Consider the following 19359-nt stretch of genomic DNA (forward strand, 5'->3'; position numbering starts at 1 on the left):
TATGTCGGAATGGATAATTTCCATTTTATTACTGTTAGGTGGTGCGTTTGTATTGATAGGCTCTATTGGTCTTGTGAAAATGCCTGACTTTTTTATGCGTCTCCACGGTCCTACAAAGGCCACAACGCTTGGAATGGCGTGCTTATTGACCTCGGCAATGGTGTATTTTAGTACAACGACTGATGGTGTGAGTGTAAAGGAAATCTTGATTTCAATATTTTTGCTGCTCACTGCCCCTATTTCTGGATATATGCTGATTAAGTCAGCAATACATCACCGCTTGCCGAGTAATGAAAAGACGACAGGCAAAGACAAGATAAAAAAATAGTGCTTCGGCGCTATTTTTTTTACCCATCACTTTATAATTTATTCCCTAAATAATCCCACTCAAGCATCATAAATTTCAGTACGTTATTAAATTTTTTGCTACAGTTAAAAAAGACTTCATAGTCGCCGATAAAAATAGGGGTCACTCGTTTTATCAAGTTGATGATGAACGTGCAGTGCAATTTGTTTGCATACTAAGTCTAAAAACTGGGAATGTTATGAAACAAGCTTCGATTAAAAACAAACTCTTATTCTTTGTAACAGCATTAGTAACGAGTTTGGTTGTTATATTAGTGACAACAATGTGGTTTCACCTTGCAGCAGAAAATACCAAGCAAAGTGAAGGGGTCCAACAAGCGATTTATGATGAAATATCCCAAGGTCTTATCGCTAAAGGCAATCAATATGGGCAACGTGTGGCTGGCTTTATCAATGAAGCCTATCGTGTTCCTTATACTTTGGCGGGTGTACTATCTCATACCGCCGAGCAGGATCCTCTGAGCCGTGAACAAGTGCAAGAAATTGTCAATGGTGCGCTAAAGCAAAATCGCTTTGTGTCTTCTATGTATGCACAGTTTGAACCGAATGGTTACGATGGCAATGATGCCAGTAATCAAGGTGGTTCGAGTCACTCTGTGCCGGGCGCTGGTACCTTAGAGCTCTACTTTACTCAAGAAGCCAATGGTCCGATGCAACAAAAAGTTGAGTCGGCAGAAGAAAAATATGCCGATGCAATCAATGAGTTTGGCCTACGAGAAGCCGAGTGGTATCTGTGCGCAAAAGATAAAGTGGCGCCGTGTATCATGGAGCCCTATTTATATGAAATTTCTCCGGGCAACAAAATGCTGATGACCTCATTGACCACACCAGTCGTGGTCAATCGTCAATTTAGAGGCCTAGTGGGCGTGGATGTAAATTTGCCGATTTTCCAAACCATGGTCGACGAGCTCTCAAACTCGCTTTACTCAGGAGCCGCTAAGGTAACCTTGTTAAGTGAGTTGGGTCTTGTTGTGGGTTCTAGTCACTACAAGAATTTAGCCCGCCCACTTGCTGAGTCGACAAAGTCAGATAGGGCTGAGGTGTTAAAATCGCTGCACACAGGTTCTGGGATTAAAGAGCTTGGTGAAGACTTAGTCGTAGCGGTACCGATTAAAATTGCGTTACCAAACACCACTTGGTCTCTAGTAATCGAACTACCTAAGGCAATTGCACTTAGTTCTGCTACAACGCTGCAAAGTCAGCTGGAGGAGTCGACAAACTCCGTTGGTCGCTGGATGCTCATTATCGGTATTGTTATTGCTGTTATTGGCATTGCCATTGCGGTGGTATTAGTGAACACAATTATCGGCCCGCTTACGCATATTCAGGAGCGGGTAGAGAACTTAGCTTCTAGCGAAGGCGATTTAACGCATGAACTAGAAGTGAGTCATCATGCTGAGTTGATTGCCTTGGCACATGGCTTTAACCGCTTTACTGATAAACTACGAAAGATGATTGATGACCTCAAAGGTCTTGCTGAATCTTCCTACGAGCAGTCGCATCGAACAACAGAAGCCGCGATAAACATCAAAAACAAAGTCGCTAATCAGCACTTAGAAATAGATAGCGTAGTTACTGCAATTAACGAACTCAGTGCAACTGCTTCAGAGGTGGCTCGGGCATCGGAAAAAGCGGCTGCAAGTACGAATCAGGCCGCAGATCAAGTTCAGCAAAGCGAACAAAGCATCATTAAAACGACCGAAACGGTGCAATCAATGGCGGATCAAGTCATTGATGCAAAACAAGCGGTCGTGAAGGTATCTGAGCGCAGTGATGATATTTCTAAAATACTAGAAGTGATCAGAGCTATTGCAGAGCAAACTAATTTACTGGCCTTAAACGCGGCAATTGAAGCGGCAAGGGCAGGGGAGCAAGGGCGTGGTTTTGCGGTTGTTGCAGATGAAGTTCGAGCTTTGGCGTCAAAAACACAAGCATCGACGGACGACATTAGTAAACTAATAGATAACCTACAGAGTGAAGTCGCGAACTCAGGCCGGATCATTGAGAGTTCTGTGCAGCTAGGTGAAGACGCAGTGAGTTATTGCCAAGAATCGGCTAGGTTAATGAGTACGCTAGTTGCTGAGCTGACAAGCATTTCTAACGAAGTAACACAAATTGCTACGGCTGCGGAAGAGCAAAGTATGGTTACCGAAGAAATTAATACGAATACGACGGGCATTTCAGATGCCGCTGCTGAGCTTTCGAAGTTTGCAGATGAAGTAGAGCAAGCGGCCAGTTCAATGACGCTGATAGTCGAACAAAAACATAAGCAACTTAATTTATTAAGAACGTAAGTTTGTTGGTTTGCAAAGAGACTGGAGACAGTCTCTTTGCAGCTATGGTGTTTTTCGTCAAAATTCACTATGATAACTGTATCTATATACAGTTAAGCTAATCATGAAACTCTATATCGCAGAAAAACCCTCTTTAGGCCGAGCAATCGCCGATGTCTTACCAAAACCACATAAAAAACAAGATGGTTATATAGAAGTCGCGAATGGTGATGTGGTTTCTTGGTGTATAGGTCACCTGTTGGAACAAGCAGAACCTGAAGACTACGACGTCAAATACAAAAAATGGCAGTTTCATGATCTACCAATCGTGCCGACTCAATGGCAGTTCAAAGCAAAGCCAAAAACAAAAAAGCAGCTTAGCACTTTAAAAAAGTTACTCACAAAAGCCGATGAAATCTACCATGCTGGAGATCCTGATCGAGAAGGGCAATTGCTCGTGGACGAAGTATTTCAATTTGTAAACTTGCCTGAACGGAAAAGAGCAACGATCCGACGCTTGTTGATCAGTGATTTAAACCCACAAGCTGTGAAAAAGGCATTGGCTTCGACACGTTCTAATCAAGAATTTGTTCCTTTAAGTGTATCTGCACTTGCAAGAGCTAGAGCGGATTGGCTATTTGGGATGAATTTAACCAGAGCATTTACGTTGGCCGGGCAAAAAGCGGGAGTGAATACTGTTTTGTCGGTTGGCAGAGTGCAAACTCCGGTACTTGGTTTGGTTGTTAGAAGAGATCTAGAAATAGAGAACTTTGTATCTAAACCATTTTATGAGGTGATTGCACACATCAATAAACCAAATTGGGGTGTTTTTGAAGCTAAGTGGGTACCAAGTGAAGCATGTAAGCCCTATATGGACGAAGATGGGCGTGTTCTGGTTAAGGCCTTAGCCGAAAACGTTGCGGATCGGATCAGTCAAAAGCAAGCAACAATAAATAAGGTTGAAACAAAACCAAAAAAGATAAACCCGCCGTTACCCTATAACCTTTCTTCTTTGCAGATTGACGCAAATAAGCGCTACGGTTTATCGGCTCAGCAAGTGTTGGATATTTGTCAGGCACTTTATGAGAAACATAAATTGATCACTTACCCTAGATCAGATAACCGTTATCTACCACAAGAACATTTTGTTGAAAGAGAGCAAGTCATTGCGGCTGCCGAGCACAATCAGGGAATAGAAAGTAAGTTTATTAAGTTAGCTGACATGAATCTAAAAGGAGCGTGTTGGAATGATAAAAAGGTAGAAGCGCATCACGCTATCATTCCAACCACTAAAAAGCTCCGCAGTGCTCAGCTTGGGCATAGAGAGTTACAGGTCTATCAACTCATCTCTGTACAGTATCTTGCGCAATTCTTTCACCCCTACCGCTACAACGAAACTAAAGTGGAGTTGGAGATTAGTGGTGGTCAATTCAAAGCACAAGCGAAGCAAATAACAGATCAAGGATTCAAGATACTGTTTAAAGGTCATGAGGTCGAGAAAGAAAGCCTATTGCCGGAGTTACAGGTGGGAGAGCAACTTTTATGCGAGAAAGGTGAAGTTAAAGAAAAACAAACTCAGCCGCCAAAGCATTACACTGAAGCTACCTTATTAGGTGCGATGACAGGTATTGCACGGTTTGTTTCCGATCAATCTATCAAAAAGGTATTGAAAGACACTGATGGGCTTGGCACTGAGGCGACGCGGGCCGGAATTATTGAGCTTTTGTTTAGACGGCAGTTTCTTAGACGAGAAGGTAAGACGATATATTCTACGGCGCTGGGAAAAGCATTTATTCAAACCCTACCTGAGTCACTTTCATTACCAGATAGAACAGCGCTCTGGGAGTCATTGCTCGGAAAGATCGCCAATAAGGAAACGTCGTATAATCAATTTATGCAACCGCTTTGTGATGAGTTAGGTGGATTTATTGACAGCGCTCAGTCTATCAATACGAATGCACTGAAAGGTGTTCCTGTACCTGCATTTAAAAAACGTGGGGCAAGAAAGGGGAAATTTACCCGAAAGAGAAAGCCAAGCTCTGCATAATTGTTTTCTTGGCTTGGTTGTAAATTCAGATAGTGTCACTATATCAACCATATTAATTACTCAGACAGAAAATAGAATATGAGCAATAAAATCCAACTAACCCCTGAAAACATTCAGCAAGTAATAACCGATCCAAATCCAGAGAAAGTGTTATTGCTGACCTTTTATAGCAATCAAAATCCTGAATGTGTTCAGCAAGACCAAATATTGGAGAGGATAGCGGCAGCTTATAGTGAGCATATAACCGTAGGCGTTATTGATTGTGATGTCCAACAAGCGCTGGCATCTCAACTCGCTCAGCAAATTGGTTTACAAGCTTTGCCAACGATTGTGATTTTAAAAGGTGGTGCGCCAGTAGATATGCTGGCAGGGGCAAAAACAGAAGAAGAAATTAAAGAAGCTTTGTCTGAGCATTTACCATCACCTGAAGTTATTTTACTTGATCAAGCGAAGCAGTTCCTCGCAAGCGGTGACCTAAATAATGCCTTTGGTTATGCGAAGAAGGCATACGACATTGACAGTAGTAACACTCGGGTTAAGTTGGTGTTTGCGGATATCTGCATGCAAATTCAAAAATTTGATGAAGCTCAAGCGTTATTAGATTCTATAAATGAAGAACAGCGAGACCCGTATTACCACAATTTAGTCGCTAAATTGGCGCAAGCTGCGGCTGCACAAGATTCACCAGAGGTAAAGCGTCTAGAGCAAGCGGTGGAAGCTGAACCTGATTCATTAGACTTACGTTGTCAGTTAGCTCAAGCTCAGTTAGATGTGGGTAAAAAAGAAGAAGCATTGGCAAGCCTACTTATGGTGCTTAAGAAAGATATGAACTACGGTGAAGCCAAAAAGGGATTTTTAGATATTATCGCTTCGCTTCCTGATGGCGATAGTGTTGCTTCAGCATATCGACGAAAGCTATATAGTCTTCTTTACTAAAAGAATAGATAGTTGAATACCAAGATACAGGTGAAAATTTCTTCAACTGTATCTTGCATCCTCCCAAATTTGATCAATACTTATGATCCCTTCGCGAAAACTGGTGACAGTTTTATGAAGAAAATATTTCATTAATGTGGTTTTTAAGTGGTTTTGTGTATTTTCTGTTCGAACAAACCTTTTTTATAAGTTTTAATGAAAAAAGGGGTTGCACTAAAATCGGATTTCCCTATAATGCGCATCCACCGACACGGGGAGTAGCGCTGAAAAGCAACAGGCTAACGAGTTGGGAGTCAAGTGAAACTTAGGTTTTGAGGATTCGAAAAGAAACTTAAATCGATAATCGAAGTGATTAAGTGTTGACAAAAAATTGGGAATGCTTAGAATGCACATCCCTCGAAACAACGAAATGTTTCGAAACGTTCTTTAAAAATATGAAGCAATCATCTGTGTGGGCACTCGTACAGATTGAGTTCTAACAGCAGATTCTAGTTCGCTAGATGACGCAAACAAATTTAGAGTCTCAATTGTAACTGAGTGACTATATAGTCAATTCGTTTTGATTTTACTTTTTTAAAAAGTAGAAAAAAACAATCAGAATTCAATGAGCACGAAGCTTAGGCTTCAAAAAACTTTTAATTGAAGAGTTTGATCATGGCTCAGATTGAACGCTGGCGGCAGGCCTAACACATGCAAGTCGAGCGGTAACATTTCTAGCTTGCTAGAAGATGACGAGCGGCGGACGGGTGAGTAATGCTTGGGAACATGCCTTAAGGTGGGGGACAACCATTGGAAACGATGGCTAATACCGCATGATGTCTACGGACCAAAGGGGGCTTCGGCTCTCGCCTTTAGATTGGCCCAAGTGGGATTAGCTAGTTGGTGAGGTAAAGGCTCACCAAGGCGACGATCCCTAGCTGGTTTGAGAGGATGATCAGCCACACTGGAACTGAGACACGGTCCAGACTCCTACGGGAGGCAGCAGTGGGGAATATTGCACAATGGGCGCAAGCCTGATGCAGCCATGCCGCGTGTGTGAAGAAGGCCTTCGGGTTGTAAAGCACTTTCAGTCAGGAGGAAAGGTTAGTAGTTAATACCTGCTAGCTGTGACGTTACTGACAGAAGAAGCACCGGCTAACTCCGTGCCAGCAGCCGCGGTAATACGGAGGGTGCGAGCGTTAATCGGAATTACTGGGCGTAAAGCGTACGCAGGCGGTTTGTTAAGCGAGATGTGAAAGCCCCGGGCTTAACCTGGGAACTGCATTTCGAACTGGCAAACTAGAGTGTGATAGAGGGTGGTAGAATTTCAGGTGTAGCGGTGAAATGCGTAGAGATCTGAAGGAATACCGATGGCGAAGGCAGCCACCTGGGTCAACACTGACGCTCATGTACGAAAGCGTGGGGAGCAAACAGGATTAGATACCCTGGTAGTCCACGCCGTAAACGATGTCTACTAGGAGCTGGGGTCTTCGGACAACTTTTCCAAAGCTAACGCATTAAGTAGACCGCCTGGGGAGTACGGCCGCAAGGTTAAAACTCAAATGAATTGACGGGGGCCCGCACAAGCGGTGGAGCATGTGGTTTAATTCGATGCAACGCGAAGAACCTTACCTACACTTGACATACAGAGAACTTACCAGAGATGGTTTGGTGCCTTCGGGAACTCTGATACAGGTGCTGCATGGCTGTCGTCAGCTCGTGTTGTGAGATGTTGGGTTAAGTCCCGCAACGAGCGCAACCCCTATCCTTAGTTGCCAGCGATTCGGTCGGGAACTCTAAGGAGACTGCCGGTGATAAACCGGAGGAAGGTGGGGACGACGTCAAGTCATCATGGCCCTTACGTGTAGGGCTACACACGTGCTACAATGGCAGGTACAGAGAGCAGCGAGCTAGCGATAGTGAGCGAATCCCTTAAAGCCTGTCGTAGTCCGGATTGGAGTCTGCAACTCGACTCCATGAAGTCGGAATCGCTAGTAATCGCAAATCAGAATGTTGCGGTGAATACGTTCCCGGGCCTTGTACACACCGCCCGTCACACCATGGGAGTGGGTTGCTCCAGAAGTGGATAGTCTAACCTTCGGGGGGACGTTCACCACGGAGTGATTCATGACTGGGGTGAAGTCGTAACAAGGTAGCCCTAGGGGAACCTGGGGCTGGATCACCTCCTTATACGATTTAGAACTTATTTGTTCGAAGTGTCCACACAGATGATTGTTGCTTGGCCTGATGGCTAAGTGATATTGCTCTTTAAAAATTTGGAAAAGCTGAAAAATTAAATTCTGATAGATAACGAAAGTTATTTATCGAGTTTTCGAAAGAAAATGCCGATTAATCATTTGATGATTAATTAGCGTCTACTTTAGTATTCAATATTAACTTCTGGCGAAGTTAAATCAGTCTTTGATTGACAACGCAATGTGTTATAGAAAAATAAAGCAGTAGCTGACCTTTTTCTATTACGATGTGGATTTCGAGTTTAGACAATGCCACAGAGAAATTTATCGACGGGAGCATAACGTGTTATGTGACCAAGTAAATTTATCTGATAAAGCAGTATAAACTTGAAAGACCGAGTAAGAGCACTTTGGGTTGTATGGTTAAGTGACTAAGCGTACACGGTGGATGCCTTGGCAGTTGGAGGCGATGAAGGACGTACTAACTTGCGATAAGCCTAGTCAAGCCAGTAAGAGGCGCTTGAGACTAGGATTTCCGAATGGGGAAACCCACCTGCTTGCAGGTATCGTTAACTGAATACATAGGTTAACGAGGCGAACGCGGAGAACTGAAACATCTAAGTACCCGTAGGAAAAGAAATCAACCGAGATTCCGAAAGTAGCGGCGAGCGAAATCGGAGCAGCCCTTAAGCTTTAGTGTAGTTAGTGGAAGATGCTGGAAAGCATGACGAAACAGGGTGATAGTCCCGTACACAAAAACTTATCTAAAGTGAAATCGAGTAGGTCGGAGCACGTGAAACTTTGACTGAATATGGGGGGACCATCCTCCAAGGCTAAATACTCCCAACTGACCGATAGTGAACCAGTACCGTGAGGGAAAGGCGAAAAGAACCCCTGTGAGGGGAGTGAAATAGAACCTGAAACCGTGTACGTACAAGCAGTAGGAGCCTACTTGTTGGGTGACTGCGTACCTTTTGTATAATGGGTCAGCGACTTATATTCTGTAGCGAGGTTAACCATTTAGGGGAGCCGTAGCGAAAGCGAGTCTTAACTGGGCGCTTAAGTTGCAGGGTATAGACCCGAAACCCGGTGATCTAGCCATGGGCAGGTTGAAGGTTGAGTAACATCAACTGGAGGACCGAACCCACTAACGTTGAAAAGTTAGGGGATGACCTGTGGCTAGGAGTGAAAGGCTAATCAAACCGGGAGATAGCTGGTTCTCCCCGAAATCTATTTAGGTAGAGCCTCGGACGAATACTTACGGGGGTAGAGCACTGTTAAGGCTAGGGGGTCATCCCGACTTACCAACCCTTTGCAAACTCCGAATACCGTAAAGTAATATCCGGGAGACACACGGCGGGTGCTAACGTCCGTCGTGGAGAGGGAAACAACCCAGACCGTCAGCTAAGGTCCCAAAGTGTATGTTAAGTGGGAAACGATGTGGGAAGGCTAAAACAGCTAGGAGGTTGGCTTAGAAGCAGCCACCCTTTAAAGAAAGCGTAATAGCTCACTAGTCGAGTCGGCCTGCGCGGAAGATGTAACGGGGCTAAACATACCACCGAAGCTACGGCTGCGAATATACCACCCAAACTATTTTAAGATTAACGTTGACGCACGAAGTGCCCAACGGTCAAGCGACCAACACGTTGAGTTGGCAAGAGATAGTTTCGGGGTATATTCGCGGGGTAGGGGAGCGTTCTGTAAGTGGCTGAAGGTGTGCCGGGAGGCATGCTGGACATATCAGAAGTGCGAATGCTGACATGAGTAACGACAAGAGGAGTGAAAAACTCCTCCGCCGGAAGACCAAGGGTTCCTATCCCATGTTAATCAGGGTAGGGTGAGTCGACCCCTAAGGCGAGGCTGAAGAGCGTAGTCGATGGGAAACGGGTTAATATTCCCGTACTCGGTATGAATGCGATGGGGGGACGGAGCAGGCTAGGCAAGCATGGCGTTGGTTGTCCATGTGAAAGGCTGTAGGCTGGTGACTTAGGAAAATCCGGGTTGCCAAGGCTGAGAGTCGAGACGAGCCACCAAGGTGGTGAAGTTGTTGATGCCCTACTTCCAGGAAAAGCCTCTAAGCTTCAGTTCATACTGAATCGTACCCTAAACCGACACAGGTGGTCAGGTAGAGAATACTAAGGCGCTTGAGAGAACTCGGGTGAAGGAACTAGGCAAAATTGTACCGTAACTTCGGGAGAAGGTACGCTCTTGTTTGTGAAGGACTTGCTCTGTAAGCAAACGAGAGCCGCAGTGACCAGGTGGCTGGGACTGTTTATTAAAAACACAGCACTGTGCAAAATCGTAAGATGACGTATACGGTGTGACACCTGCCCGGTGCCGGAAGGTTAATTGATGGGGTTAGCTTAGGCGAAGCTCTTGATCGAAGCCCCGGTAAACGGCGGCCGTAACTATAACGGTCCTAAGGTAGCGAAATTCCTTGTCGGGTAAGTTCCGACCTGCACGAATGGTGTAACCATGGCCACGCTGTCTCCACCCGAGACTCAGTGAAATTGAAATCGCAGTGAAGATGCTGTGTACCCGCGGCTAGACGGAAAGACCCCGTGAACCTTTACTACAGCTTGGCACTGAACATTGACCCTACATGTGTAGGATAGGTGGGAGGCTTTGAAGCAGAGACGCTAGTTTCTGTGGAGCCGACCTTGAAATACCACCCTTGTAGTGTTGATGTTCTAACTTAGGCCCCTGAATCGGGGTTGAGGACAGTGTCTGGTGGGTAGTTTGACTGGGGCGGTCTCCTCCCAAAGAGTAACGGAGGAGCACGAAGGTTTGCTAAGTACGGTCGGACATCGTACGGTTAGTGTAATGGTAGAAGCAAGCTTAACTGCGAGACAGACACGTCGAGCAGGTACGAAAGTAGGTCATAGTGATCCGGTGGTTCTGAATGGAAGGGCCATCGCTCAACGGATAAAAGGTACTCCGGGGATAACAGGCTGATACCGCCCAAGAGTTCATATCGACGGCGGTGTTTGGCACCTCGATGTCGGCTCATCACATCCTGGGGCTGAAGTCGGTCCCAAGGGTATGGCTGTTCGCCATTTAAAGTGGTACGCGAGCTGGGTTTAGAACGTCGTGAGACAGTTCGGTCCCTATCTGCCGTGGGCGTTTGAGAATTGAGAGGGGCTGCTCCTAGTACGAGAGGACCGGAGTGGACGAACCGCTGGTGTTCGGGTTGTGATGCCAATTGCATTGCCCGGTAGCTACGTTCGGAACTGATAACCGCTGAAAGCATCTAAGCGGGAAGCAGGCCTCGAGATGAGTTCTCACTTTGACTTAGAGTCAACTGAAGGGCCGTTGAAGACTACAACGTTGATAGGCGAGATGTGGAAGTGCTGTGAGGCATTAAGCTAACTCGTACTAATTACCCGTGAGGCTTAACCATACAACGCCAAAGTGGTTTACTAGAATTGTTCCAGACAATTCCTAGCATGACCTCCATCCATGGAGGCCTTAGCTAACAGAAGTTAATAGACTAAAGTAGACAAAAGAATTTAATAGCTTTTCCGGATTTAAGAATTAAACAAGGTGACCAACCTAAGCGGTATCGCGAAATCGGTTCACCTTGCGCAAATGGAATGCTCGTGCGAGGCACGATGTCATTAGACATTTGCACCCAGTTTTCCTGGTGACTATAGCGTTTTGGACCCACCTGACCCCATGCCGAACTCAGAAGTGAAACAAAACAGCGTCGATGATAGTGTGGATTACCCATGTGAAAGTAGAACATCGCCAGGGCCAAATTTAATATAAAAATAAGAACTAAAAAACAGTATTTTCCTGATGACCATAGCGTTTTGGAACCACCTGACCCCATGCCGAACTCAGAAGTGAAACAAAACAGCGTCGATGATAGTGTGGATTACCCATGTGAAAGTAGAACATCGTCAGGGCCCAATTAAAGAAACCCATTACATTAATGTAATGGGTTTTTTGCATTTTTAGTTCAATACATCGCGAGATAAACTCGCTCCAACCTCTGCATAAGCACAGTGCGACGTGGTAGGCGGTTTACCCGCCGATTTGTATGCATACACATCCAAGTCGAAAACGCTGAAGGCTTTCCCAATCTACAAAGTGATCACCTTCTCGAGATAAACTCGCTCTCACTACAGCATAAGCAAAGTGCAATATGGTAGGAGGTGGTTTATCCACCGATTTGTATATCTATACGTCTAGAATATGCTACTTTCCTGTAGGTACCTAAAGAAGGAGAATTAGCAAATCAAAGTGGCAGTGTAATTGTAAATTTACAACCTCGGTTTAGCTTGCTTGATACGCTAATATTTCCTTTTAATAATTTAACGAGCTCGTTTGTGATCGCAAGGCCTAGCCCTGCATTGTGTTTGCGGTTACTTAGGCTATTTTTGGCCTGAAAGCTAGCGTCGAATATATAGGGAAGATCAGCGGCGCTTATCCCAATGCCAGTATCATTAACACTCACTAAAGCAATATCTTGTTGCTGCTGTAATGTGAGCTGTATTTCGCCACCAGCATCAGTATGTCTGATAGCGTTATCGATGAGGTTTGATAAAATCCTGTCTAATTTCCCGATATCACTGTATACACTAACTTCGCTTGCTCTCGGGCTTATTGAGATGGTTATTCCGCGCCGTTTAGCTTGCAATGTAAATTTAGCCGCAACGTCATACATAAGTTCAAGTAGATTAAAGGGCTCAATATGAAGTTTGGTATGTCCTGCTTCTAGATGGGCGAGTTCAAAAATTTGCGCGATAAGATGATTGAGCTGATTTATATTTTTGCTGGCAATTTTGATGTGTGAAACGATATTTGTGTCACTCGTTTGTTTTTCTATCAGTTCGATGTAACCTTTAAGCGAGGCAAGTGGTGTGCGGAGATCGTGGCTTAGCTGTGAAAGTAGTTCTTTACGTTGTTCATCTTTGAGGTTAAGTGTGGTTAATTGCTGCTGAATTTTATCCAGCATAGCATTGACGCTGCGACCCAGCTGATGGATCTCATCATGTTCTTCGGGCCAATTTATTTGAGCATCACGACTAATATTAAACTGGTTTTGGCTGACATGATCTATATATTGAGTCAGTCTGGACACAGGCTTAGTGATTTTATTAAGTAGTAGCAGGACAACAACCAGCAAAAAGAACAAAGTGCCTAATAACCAACTTACACCAAGCATCACCTTGTCTGAATTTTTTAGTTGCTCAATAATGCTATCGTATTTTGATGAGCCGATGATGATATATAGATAACCCTGCAAAATATCTTGATTAAATACAGGGGCTACAGAGAAAATTTTACTGCCGTTAACGCTCCTCGGATCATCTCCAAATACAGGTAGTTGGCTATCGCTCTTTAGGAGTTTTTTTAAAGGGGTAACATCAATTTTCTGACGTTTAACCTCTCCAGGGGCGGCAGAGTAAGTTAATAACTTACCTTCAGGGGAGACGAAGTAAAACTCGAATGAGGGGCCTAAGAGCATCAAGGTGTGAAATAGATTACTCAAACCGTCATAGTCGTACACTCCCTCTTTTATTAGGGGATTATCGTCAACAAGATGGGTCGCAAGTGCGAGGTGTAATTGTTGTTCTGCTTGAGACTTAGAGACTTGAGATAGCGCTTGAGTCCACCACACAAAAATCGCTGCAATGACAACGAAAGTGACAAATAAGATCAGTGCGAGTTTTTTGTAGAGTGAGAGCTTCATACGCTTTGCCCGTAAAGAGAGGCTGAATTTAATTTGTAACCAACACCCCATACTGTTTCTATCACCGTATTATTTGAAATAGCTTCAAGCTTTGCCCTCAGACGATTAATATGGGAGTTAACGGTATGCTCGTATCCTGAGTGTTGGTAGCCCCATACTGATTCTAATAGCTGGGTTCGAGAAAACACGTGATTTGGGTGTTTAGCAAAAAACTGCAGCAGCTCAAATTCGGTTGCGGTAAGGTCTAATCTAACATTAGCCAACGAAATTTCATGACAACAGGCATCGATAACTAGGCTCCCAACTGCAATTTTATCGTTTGGGAAGTCCGCATTTTCAGTCTGTATTGGTTGCTTAAGTTGTCTTACATGGCGTAGCTGCGCTTTCACTCTTGCTTGCAACTCTCTCGTATTAAAAGGCTTGCATATATAGTCGTCCGCACCAACTTCTAGTCCAATGATCCTATCGATATCGCTACTTTTTGACGTGACGATGATGACACTACTCATAGGGTAAAGCGCCTTAAGCTCTCGACAAAGGGTTAGTCCATCCATATTAGGTAGCATTAAATCCAGTAAAATCACGGCAAAATCGTTCGCTTTAGCAGCCGACAATACTTGACTGCCGTCGGCAACATGCGTGACCTCTAAAGCTAACTCCTCTAAATGCACTTGGAGTAATCTCGCTATGTCTAAGTCATCTTCAACTAGCAACACGTTTTCTAACATAAATAGCCCTTTATGAAAGCGCAAACGCCTATGGCAGACGTTTGCGCATAGGCTATTTAACTCTCTCGATAGTGACTGCAAGCAGTGGGTTATCAAATTTATGGACACTAGTGAGCGTTGAACTTTGGAGTCCATCATCACTACCAACTACACCACTGTGCATCGTCACCATGTTGTGATTATCGTTGCGCTCTGCGTTAAAGCCCTCACCGCTATCTGCTGGGCCTGGTATGGTTCCCGCGGCTTCGCTATTCAGCTCAGTGCCAGCATCGTAGGCAAGTGTTCGATACATTTGCATCTCGCCTACTAGCAGCGCAGAGACGTCTATAGCATTTAGACCGGAGAATCCATCATTGGTATTCACCATCATGGTTAATAGCGATAACTTAAGCTCAGAAAGGTCTGTAGTTTTGATGGAAAGGTTGGTTGTCGCACCGGGGCCTAAAGGTCCATCCGTTGAGACGGATGCTTGTGTCATCTCTTCGGCTATGATGTCGCTGTTATTTCCGCCCTCTGCAAGTTGCTCTAATGCTTCACTCGCTGGCATGCCGACAGTAAAGTAATGACCAGACTGATGAAGCAGCGCTGCAATTGGTGACATAGGCTGTGCATGTGTAAGGTTCGTGATAGTGATGGCAAACTCATACTCAACTGGCTCTGGCTCAACCGGAGGCTCTGGCATCACCATATTATTGTCATTGTCTCCACATGCACTGAGCAGGAGCGCAGACATGGCAATTAATGCTAATTTCGCTTTCATAGCTCCCCCTTATTTTACGGTTACTGTTACTTTAGCTACGGGATTTAACCAACGGTGCACGGTGTTATGCAGATCGCTATTACCGCCGACTTGCTCGTTGTCACCTACGTTGCCTCTGTGAATATGGACCATGGTGTTTTCTTCACTTGCTGTGACGCCAGCACCTTGAGTTCCAGGAGCTGCACCTGGCGATGCCGGGATCCCTAAAATACCGGGTGCACCAGAGCCTTCGACAACCAATTCATTATTCGCTTCAGTACCCGCATCATAGGCATTAAGGTAAACTTCATAGGTGCCGGCAGCGCTTGGAATAGGCCACGCATTTAATCCTACAAATCCATCATTGGTAGGAAGTAGCATTGCCACAATTGAAAGATGCGTATTTCCCTCACTGGTAGATATCATCGCCATTGTAGAGCCTGCGGGTGCAAGTAGCCCCTCAGCTGGGTTGGCGACCATATTGGCGTTTGAGCTTTCGAGGATTTGTCCTAAAGCTGAAATGTCACCGCCTTCGGCCATGGCTTGCAATGCTTCAGAAGCTTGCTCACCGAGTTTGAAAAGAGCGGTATCTTGATTATGAGCAGCCACCAGTAAAGGCGTATAGTAAATACCGTGAGTGAGGTTAGTGATTTTTACTTCAAGGTCTTGTGCCAACGCAGCGCTTGATAAACACGTTGCGACTAATGTTGTCAGGATTTTTGCTTTCATGATGTACTCTTCTTATTAGGATTAACAGTCTCCTTATCATGGCTGCAAGATATTGAGATAGGCTCACGGAGTTATCACGTTTTTATCACAAAAGCGTAGAATACTTATCACAGGGCTCAGATCAGCGGAGCTTGGACTAACTTGAAATACGCCGGAACGGTTTTAGTTGATCGAAAACTATCAATTAGTTCTGCAAGGTAGGGATAATGAGGAGTAAAAAACTCCTCGTTACTAGAGAGGCGGGTTAGGGCTTATCGAAATAACTGAGGTTGACGCCAAGCACACTATTGGCATCAGCAAGCGTTACTTTGTCTTTAGTATTTGGCGAAAAATTAGGATCGATATATTCCATAATCATTTCATTAGCAATTTTTCGATAGGCGATTTGTATTGCTTCTGACGAGCTACAGCCTTGGTCTGTTTCAAAGACTTCGCTTAGTGGCGCTAAGCCAAACCCTTTTTGTAGCACTAAATCTGTCGAACGTAATGCGCCTTCTACCCAGCCCTGATAATCAGAGTAAGCTTCACCGCAGGCAAACAGATTTGGCAACGGCTCTACTAAATCTTCGATGACGTCTTTATCATTCGCTCCAATCGCCCATTGATGTACACCAAAACCAAATTGAAGATTTTCAGGGACATTGAAATTCACATTCCCTTCCCAAATTCGAGCGCTAGTGAGGGTGGGCTGTGGAACATAATGTGTATTAAAAATGTCTTTAAAGAATTGTGTCGCTTGTCGTACAACCGCTTCAGAGGCTGGAAAAATATCACTGGGAATAGATTCAACGAGTTCCGACTCACGAGGGTGATGATAAAGCTCACCTTTATTTTGCAGTGCACTCCAAAAATTAATATTTAGATAATCACAGTAAATAGTCAATGCGGCTGGGCGACTGTATTTAGCGGCTTCTATCCCTTCGAGTTTGTGTTGGGTTTCAGAGTTAGGCTCGGCATGACGCTCGTTATACATAAGCGCGGCTGCGAGTTCATCATCTAAAGCATAAAAGGGATAAACAGAACCCGTTGGTAAATCGGCAAAGTTAGGTCCAAAGCTGACAGCTGGGCGGCCTGTCATGCCGGTTCCCCACCATGCAGTGTCGTAATATAAATTAATCTTCAGGAGCGGTTGGTTGCTTGTGCTTTGCAATGTATCCCATAACGCATCGCGCCGCTGCTTTGGTAGCTGTTTGAATACATCTGACGCTATGAACAACTTTTCAAGCGCGAGCCTTGGCAGCCCTAAAATAAGCTTTTCAGCTTTAAATTTTCCTTCGCTTATCTGTCCGTCTTGCTCGGTTTTGGTGTACTTAAGTACATAAAGATTGTCTGCTTTATCAAAGGCGATGCTATCGATGCTCGTTTGCAGGTAAATCTTCTCTTTACCTATTTTATCCACCAGCGCGTTTGGCAGGGTGCTAAAGCCGTCTTTAAAGGTTCTAAATTCGACATCTGCAGGAAAGTCTTCCAAAAGCTGATAGGCAACCCCCGCATTCATTTTCGATAAGAAGGTGCCATTAAAGCCCAAAACACGATACAGCATGGTGATACATTCTTGGCTATAACCCATATCAGTGAGTAAATCCCACAAAGACCAATTACATAGTGGCTCACCTTGCCATTGACATTGCAGACGGAAATCCTGCCAAAACTCTGGACCGCGAACCTCTGGCCTTGAATCAAACTGTGGATTCACTTGCAAGATACGATTAAAAACAACATTAATAATGTCTTTGGGATTAACACCTTGTTCGTTTGGGTCGAGGTTATAAAGTGCCGACCAAATATGATAGTCGTCTTGTTCGGCATCGTTTACCGAAAAGCTGGTACCGCGAAAGTAGAGCCGGTTATTACCGCCGCTATTCATGGGGAACGGGACTATCTGATCTTCTAGGCCTAACTTTAGAAAGAGGGCCATTAGGTCATCCATACCCTCAAATAGAAACCGCATACCACCTTGTTCTTCTTTGACTGTAATGGTGCTGTCAGGCTTTGCTCCTGCGCGGTTATCTCTGAAATGGATAAGATCTGAGTCCAATCTTCCACCTGTGCGGTTGCTGCGCTCAAAAATGGCGAAGTCATCAACGTCTGTTTCGCACTGTAATCGCCAAGCGCTATACAAACCAGACATGCCAGCCCCTATCACTGCGACTTTGACCGCTTCTGGAATGGGTTTTTGACTAATGTCTGTACCTATTTTGTAGTGAGTCATGTGAGTTCCTTAGTCGACGATGTCTCACACTTTTGAGGCTGACTGCTTTTATACCAATTGGTATTACTTCCTAGCTCGCTAAGTGATCTATAACGTATCTATGCACTCCAACCTGTTGAGTGCACTTCCCAAAAATTTGTTGCAACAAGCCAGGTATTGTTTTCTCAACTTGATGCAAAACCCAGTTACTACTTTAGTACACTGGTTAAGTTTGTGTTAATTTTTGCGGCGGGTTTTGCCAAGTGTTTGTCTAAAAAGCACGAATGGCATGAATTTAATAAGCTTTTATTCTCGGCTGAACACTAATTTGAGAGATGGAACACATTTGTTCCATACCGACTAAGTTATTTAATGTTCAATGAGTTTAGCCAACAATGATATGGGGTAAGAAACGGCTAAGATATTGGGTGATCAGGCTTTTATCTTCACGGACACCAATTCCAATCGCTTTATCGCCGACAATCCATGAGCCGATGAGCGTACTGAAGTCTGCAAATTTGGGTAAAGGTGAGTAAGCTTGATAAATATAACCTTCTTCGCCATATCCACCTGCAGACTGTGCAAGCAGCTGTTGATCTTTTCGGATTTCAATATTCGCACCTTCGCGAGAAAATAACGGCTTCTTCACATAGTCGGACTCACTACTTGCAATTTTATGCTTGTCCTGTTCAAAGTATGCCGGTAACAGATTTGAGTGATTTGGAAAGGTTTGCCATAGCAAAGGTAAGATTACTTTATTAGATAAAATCGCTTTCCTTGGAGGCTCTAGCCATTGCACTTTTGCTTCCGATAATTGTTCGCTATATTCATCTTGAAACATAAATTCCCATGGGTATAGCTTAAACATCCATTGGATTTTTGAATCATCAAGGTCGACAAAGTGTTGGTTATCAAATCCGATATCTTCGATAAAAACTTGTTTCGTTTTGAGTCCAGCTTCCATCGCGCAACTGCGCATATATTGAATGGTGCCCAAGTCCTCAAAGCTTTCTTTGCAGCAAGAAAAGTGTTGGGGAGCACCACGGTAGCATGTATGCAGTTGATAACAGTGCCCATCAGCGTTTCTTGAAGGCCATTAAATCGATCCGCATTACGCGGTAACTTACCGGCTTTTACCTATTCTTCAAGCCACTACCAGTAATCCGTTTCGAATAAGCTGGTGGGCGTGTCGAAATTGGCCTCCAGCAGCTTGGCTGGTGACTTTCCATCGTAACTAAAATCAAAGCGACCATAGAGCGCTTGGTCTCGATGACGCCATGAGCGAGTCACTAATTCCCATTGAGACTCAGGATTAGCAAACGGTTGCAGAAGAGACTCGTCATTACACACTAAATCGACAAGGTGTAAGCGCATTTGGTGGAGTTCGTCACTTGGATCTTCCAAGTCTTGCTCAATTTGCTTTAACGTAAATTGATAATATGCACTTTCGTCTCAATACTTTTCACCATACATAGTAT

9 protein-coding genes, 4 rRNA genes and 1 pseudogene are annotated in these 19359 nt (G+C 44.4%); 8 read left to right on the top strand and 6 right to left on the bottom strand.

Annotation, left to right across the window (positions count from 1 at the left end):
• The first annotated feature begins 1 nt into the window (after nucleotide 1).
• The 8 genes from QSH61_RS05670 (at nucleotide 2) to rrf (QSH61_RS05705) (ending at nucleotide 11704) form a co-directional block, all read left to right on the top strand.
• Complete coding sequence (locus tag QSH61_RS05670; RefSeq protein WP_010370840.1) at nucleotides 2-328, top strand: Na+/H+ antiporter subunit G; 327 nt, start codon at nucleotides 2-4, stop codon at nucleotides 326-328.
• A gap of 217 nt (nucleotides 329-545) precedes the next feature.
• Nucleotides 546-2660, top strand: a complete 2115-nt coding sequence (locus QSH61_RS05675; RefSeq protein WP_010607878.1) for a methyl-accepting chemotaxis protein — start codon at nucleotides 546-548, stop codon at nucleotides 2658-2660.
• Between the two features lie 103 nt (nucleotides 2661-2763).
• Nucleotides 2764-4686 (top strand): DNA topoisomerase III, encoded by a 1923-nt coding sequence (locus tag QSH61_RS05680; RefSeq protein WP_010607879.1) that lies wholly within the window; start codon nucleotides 2764-2766, stop codon nucleotides 4684-4686.
• 78 nt (nucleotides 4687-4764) lie between these two features.
• Nucleotides 4765-5622 (top strand): tetratricopeptide repeat protein, encoded by an 858-nt coding sequence (locus QSH61_RS05685; RefSeq protein ID WP_010607880.1) that lies wholly within the window; start codon nucleotides 4765-4767, stop codon nucleotides 5620-5622.
• 636 nt (nucleotides 5623-6258) lie between these two features.
• A 16S ribosomal RNA gene (locus tag QSH61_RS05690) occupies nucleotides 6259-7791 on the top strand.
• A gap of 426 nt (nucleotides 7792-8217) precedes the next feature.
• Nucleotides 8218-11196 (top strand): 23S ribosomal RNA (locus QSH61_RS05695).
• A gap of 239 nt (nucleotides 11197-11435) precedes the next feature.
• Nucleotides 11436-11549, top strand: a 5S ribosomal RNA gene (gene rrf, locus QSH61_RS05700).
• A gap of 41 nt (nucleotides 11550-11590) precedes the next feature.
• Nucleotides 11591-11704 (top strand): 5S ribosomal RNA (gene rrf / locus QSH61_RS05705).
• The 16S, 23S and 5S rRNA genes sit together here, the layout of an rRNA operon.
• Before the next feature lie 332 nt (nucleotides 11705-12036).
• Here rrf (QSH61_RS05705) and QSH61_RS05710 read toward each other — a convergent pair.
• The 6 genes and pseudogenes from QSH61_RS05710 to QSH61_RS05735 all read right to left on the bottom strand — a co-directional run bounded on the left by QSH61_RS05710 (nucleotide 12037) and on the right by QSH61_RS05735 (nucleotide 19297).
• Nucleotides 12037-13494 carry a sensor histidine kinase gene (locus tag QSH61_RS05710; protein WP_174168456.1) on the bottom strand — a complete coding sequence of 486 codons (1458 nt, stop codon included), beginning with the start codon at nucleotides 13492-13494 and terminating at the stop codon, nucleotides 12037-12039.
• Nucleotides 13491-14222 (bottom strand): response regulator transcription factor, encoded by a 732-nt coding sequence (locus QSH61_RS05715; RefSeq protein ID WP_206471234.1) that lies wholly within the window; start codon nucleotides 14220-14222, stop codon nucleotides 13491-13493. Before QSH61_RS05715 ends, QSH61_RS05710 begins: the two co-directional genes overlap by 4 nt.
• Nucleotides 14223-14274: 52 nt before the next feature.
• Nucleotides 14275-14982 carry a spondin domain-containing protein gene (locus QSH61_RS05720; protein ID WP_206471235.1) on the bottom strand — a complete coding sequence of 236 codons (708 nt, stop codon included), beginning with the start codon at nucleotides 14980-14982 and terminating at the stop codon, nucleotides 14275-14277.
• 9 nt (nucleotides 14983-14991) lie between these two features.
• The gene (locus tag QSH61_RS05725; RefSeq protein ID WP_206471236.1) at nucleotides 14992-15690 is read right to left on the bottom strand and encodes a spondin domain-containing protein; all 699 of its coding nucleotides are present in this window, start codon (nucleotides 15688-15690) and stop codon (nucleotides 14992-14994) included.
• Nucleotides 15691-15934: 244 nt separating this feature from the next.
• Nucleotides 15935-17902: a flavin monoamine oxidase family protein gene (locus tag QSH61_RS05730; protein WP_206471237.1), complete on the bottom strand. Its 1968-nt coding sequence runs from the start codon at nucleotides 17900-17902 to the stop codon at nucleotides 15935-15937.
• Between the two features lie 364 nt (nucleotides 17903-18266).
• Nucleotides 18267-19297, bottom strand: a pseudogene (locus tag QSH61_RS05735) (glutathionylspermidine synthase family protein).
• Between the last annotated feature and the right edge of the window lie 62 nt (nucleotides 19298-19359).

The sequence above is a fragment of the Pseudoalteromonas sp. JC3 genome (assembly GCF_030291895.1).
Classification (GTDB): Bacteria; Pseudomonadota; Gammaproteobacteria; order Enterobacterales; family Alteromonadaceae; genus Pseudoalteromonas.

What these genes read in the sequence shown, in the direction of transcription:
- QSH61_RS05680 (WP_010607879.1), top strand. Translation starts at nt 2,764, where the DNA reads ATGAAACTCTATATCGCAGAAAAACCCTCTTTAGGCCGAGCAATCGCC.
- QSH61_RS05670 (WP_010370840.1), top strand. Translation starts at nt 2, where the DNA reads ATGTCGGAATGGATAATTTCCATTTTATTACTGTTAGGTGGTGCGTTT.
- QSH61_RS05715 (WP_206471234.1), bottom strand. Translation starts at nt 14,222, where the DNA reads ATGTTAGAAAACGTGTTGCTAGTTGAAGATGACTTAGACATAGCGAGA.
- QSH61_RS05730 (WP_206471237.1), bottom strand. Translation starts at nt 17,902, where the DNA reads ATGACTCACTACAAAATAGGTACAGACATTAGTCAAAAACCCATTCCA.
- QSH61_RS05710 (WP_174168456.1), bottom strand. Translation starts at nt 13,494, where the DNA reads ATGAAGCTCTCACTCTACAAAAAACTCGCACTGATCTTATTTGTCACT.
- QSH61_RS05725 (WP_206471236.1), bottom strand. Translation starts at nt 15,690, where the DNA reads ATGAAAGCAAAAATCCTGACAACATTAGTCGCAACGTGTTTATCAAGC.
- QSH61_RS05720 (WP_206471235.1), bottom strand. Translation starts at nt 14,982, where the DNA reads ATGAAAGCGAAATTAGCATTAATTGCCATGTCTGCGCTCCTGCTCAGT.
- QSH61_RS05685 (WP_010607880.1), top strand. Translation starts at nt 4,765, where the DNA reads ATGAGCAATAAAATCCAACTAACCCCTGAAAACATTCAGCAAGTAATA.
- QSH61_RS05675 (WP_010607878.1), top strand. Translation starts at nt 546, where the DNA reads ATGAAACAAGCTTCGATTAAAAACAAACTCTTATTCTTTGTAACAGCA.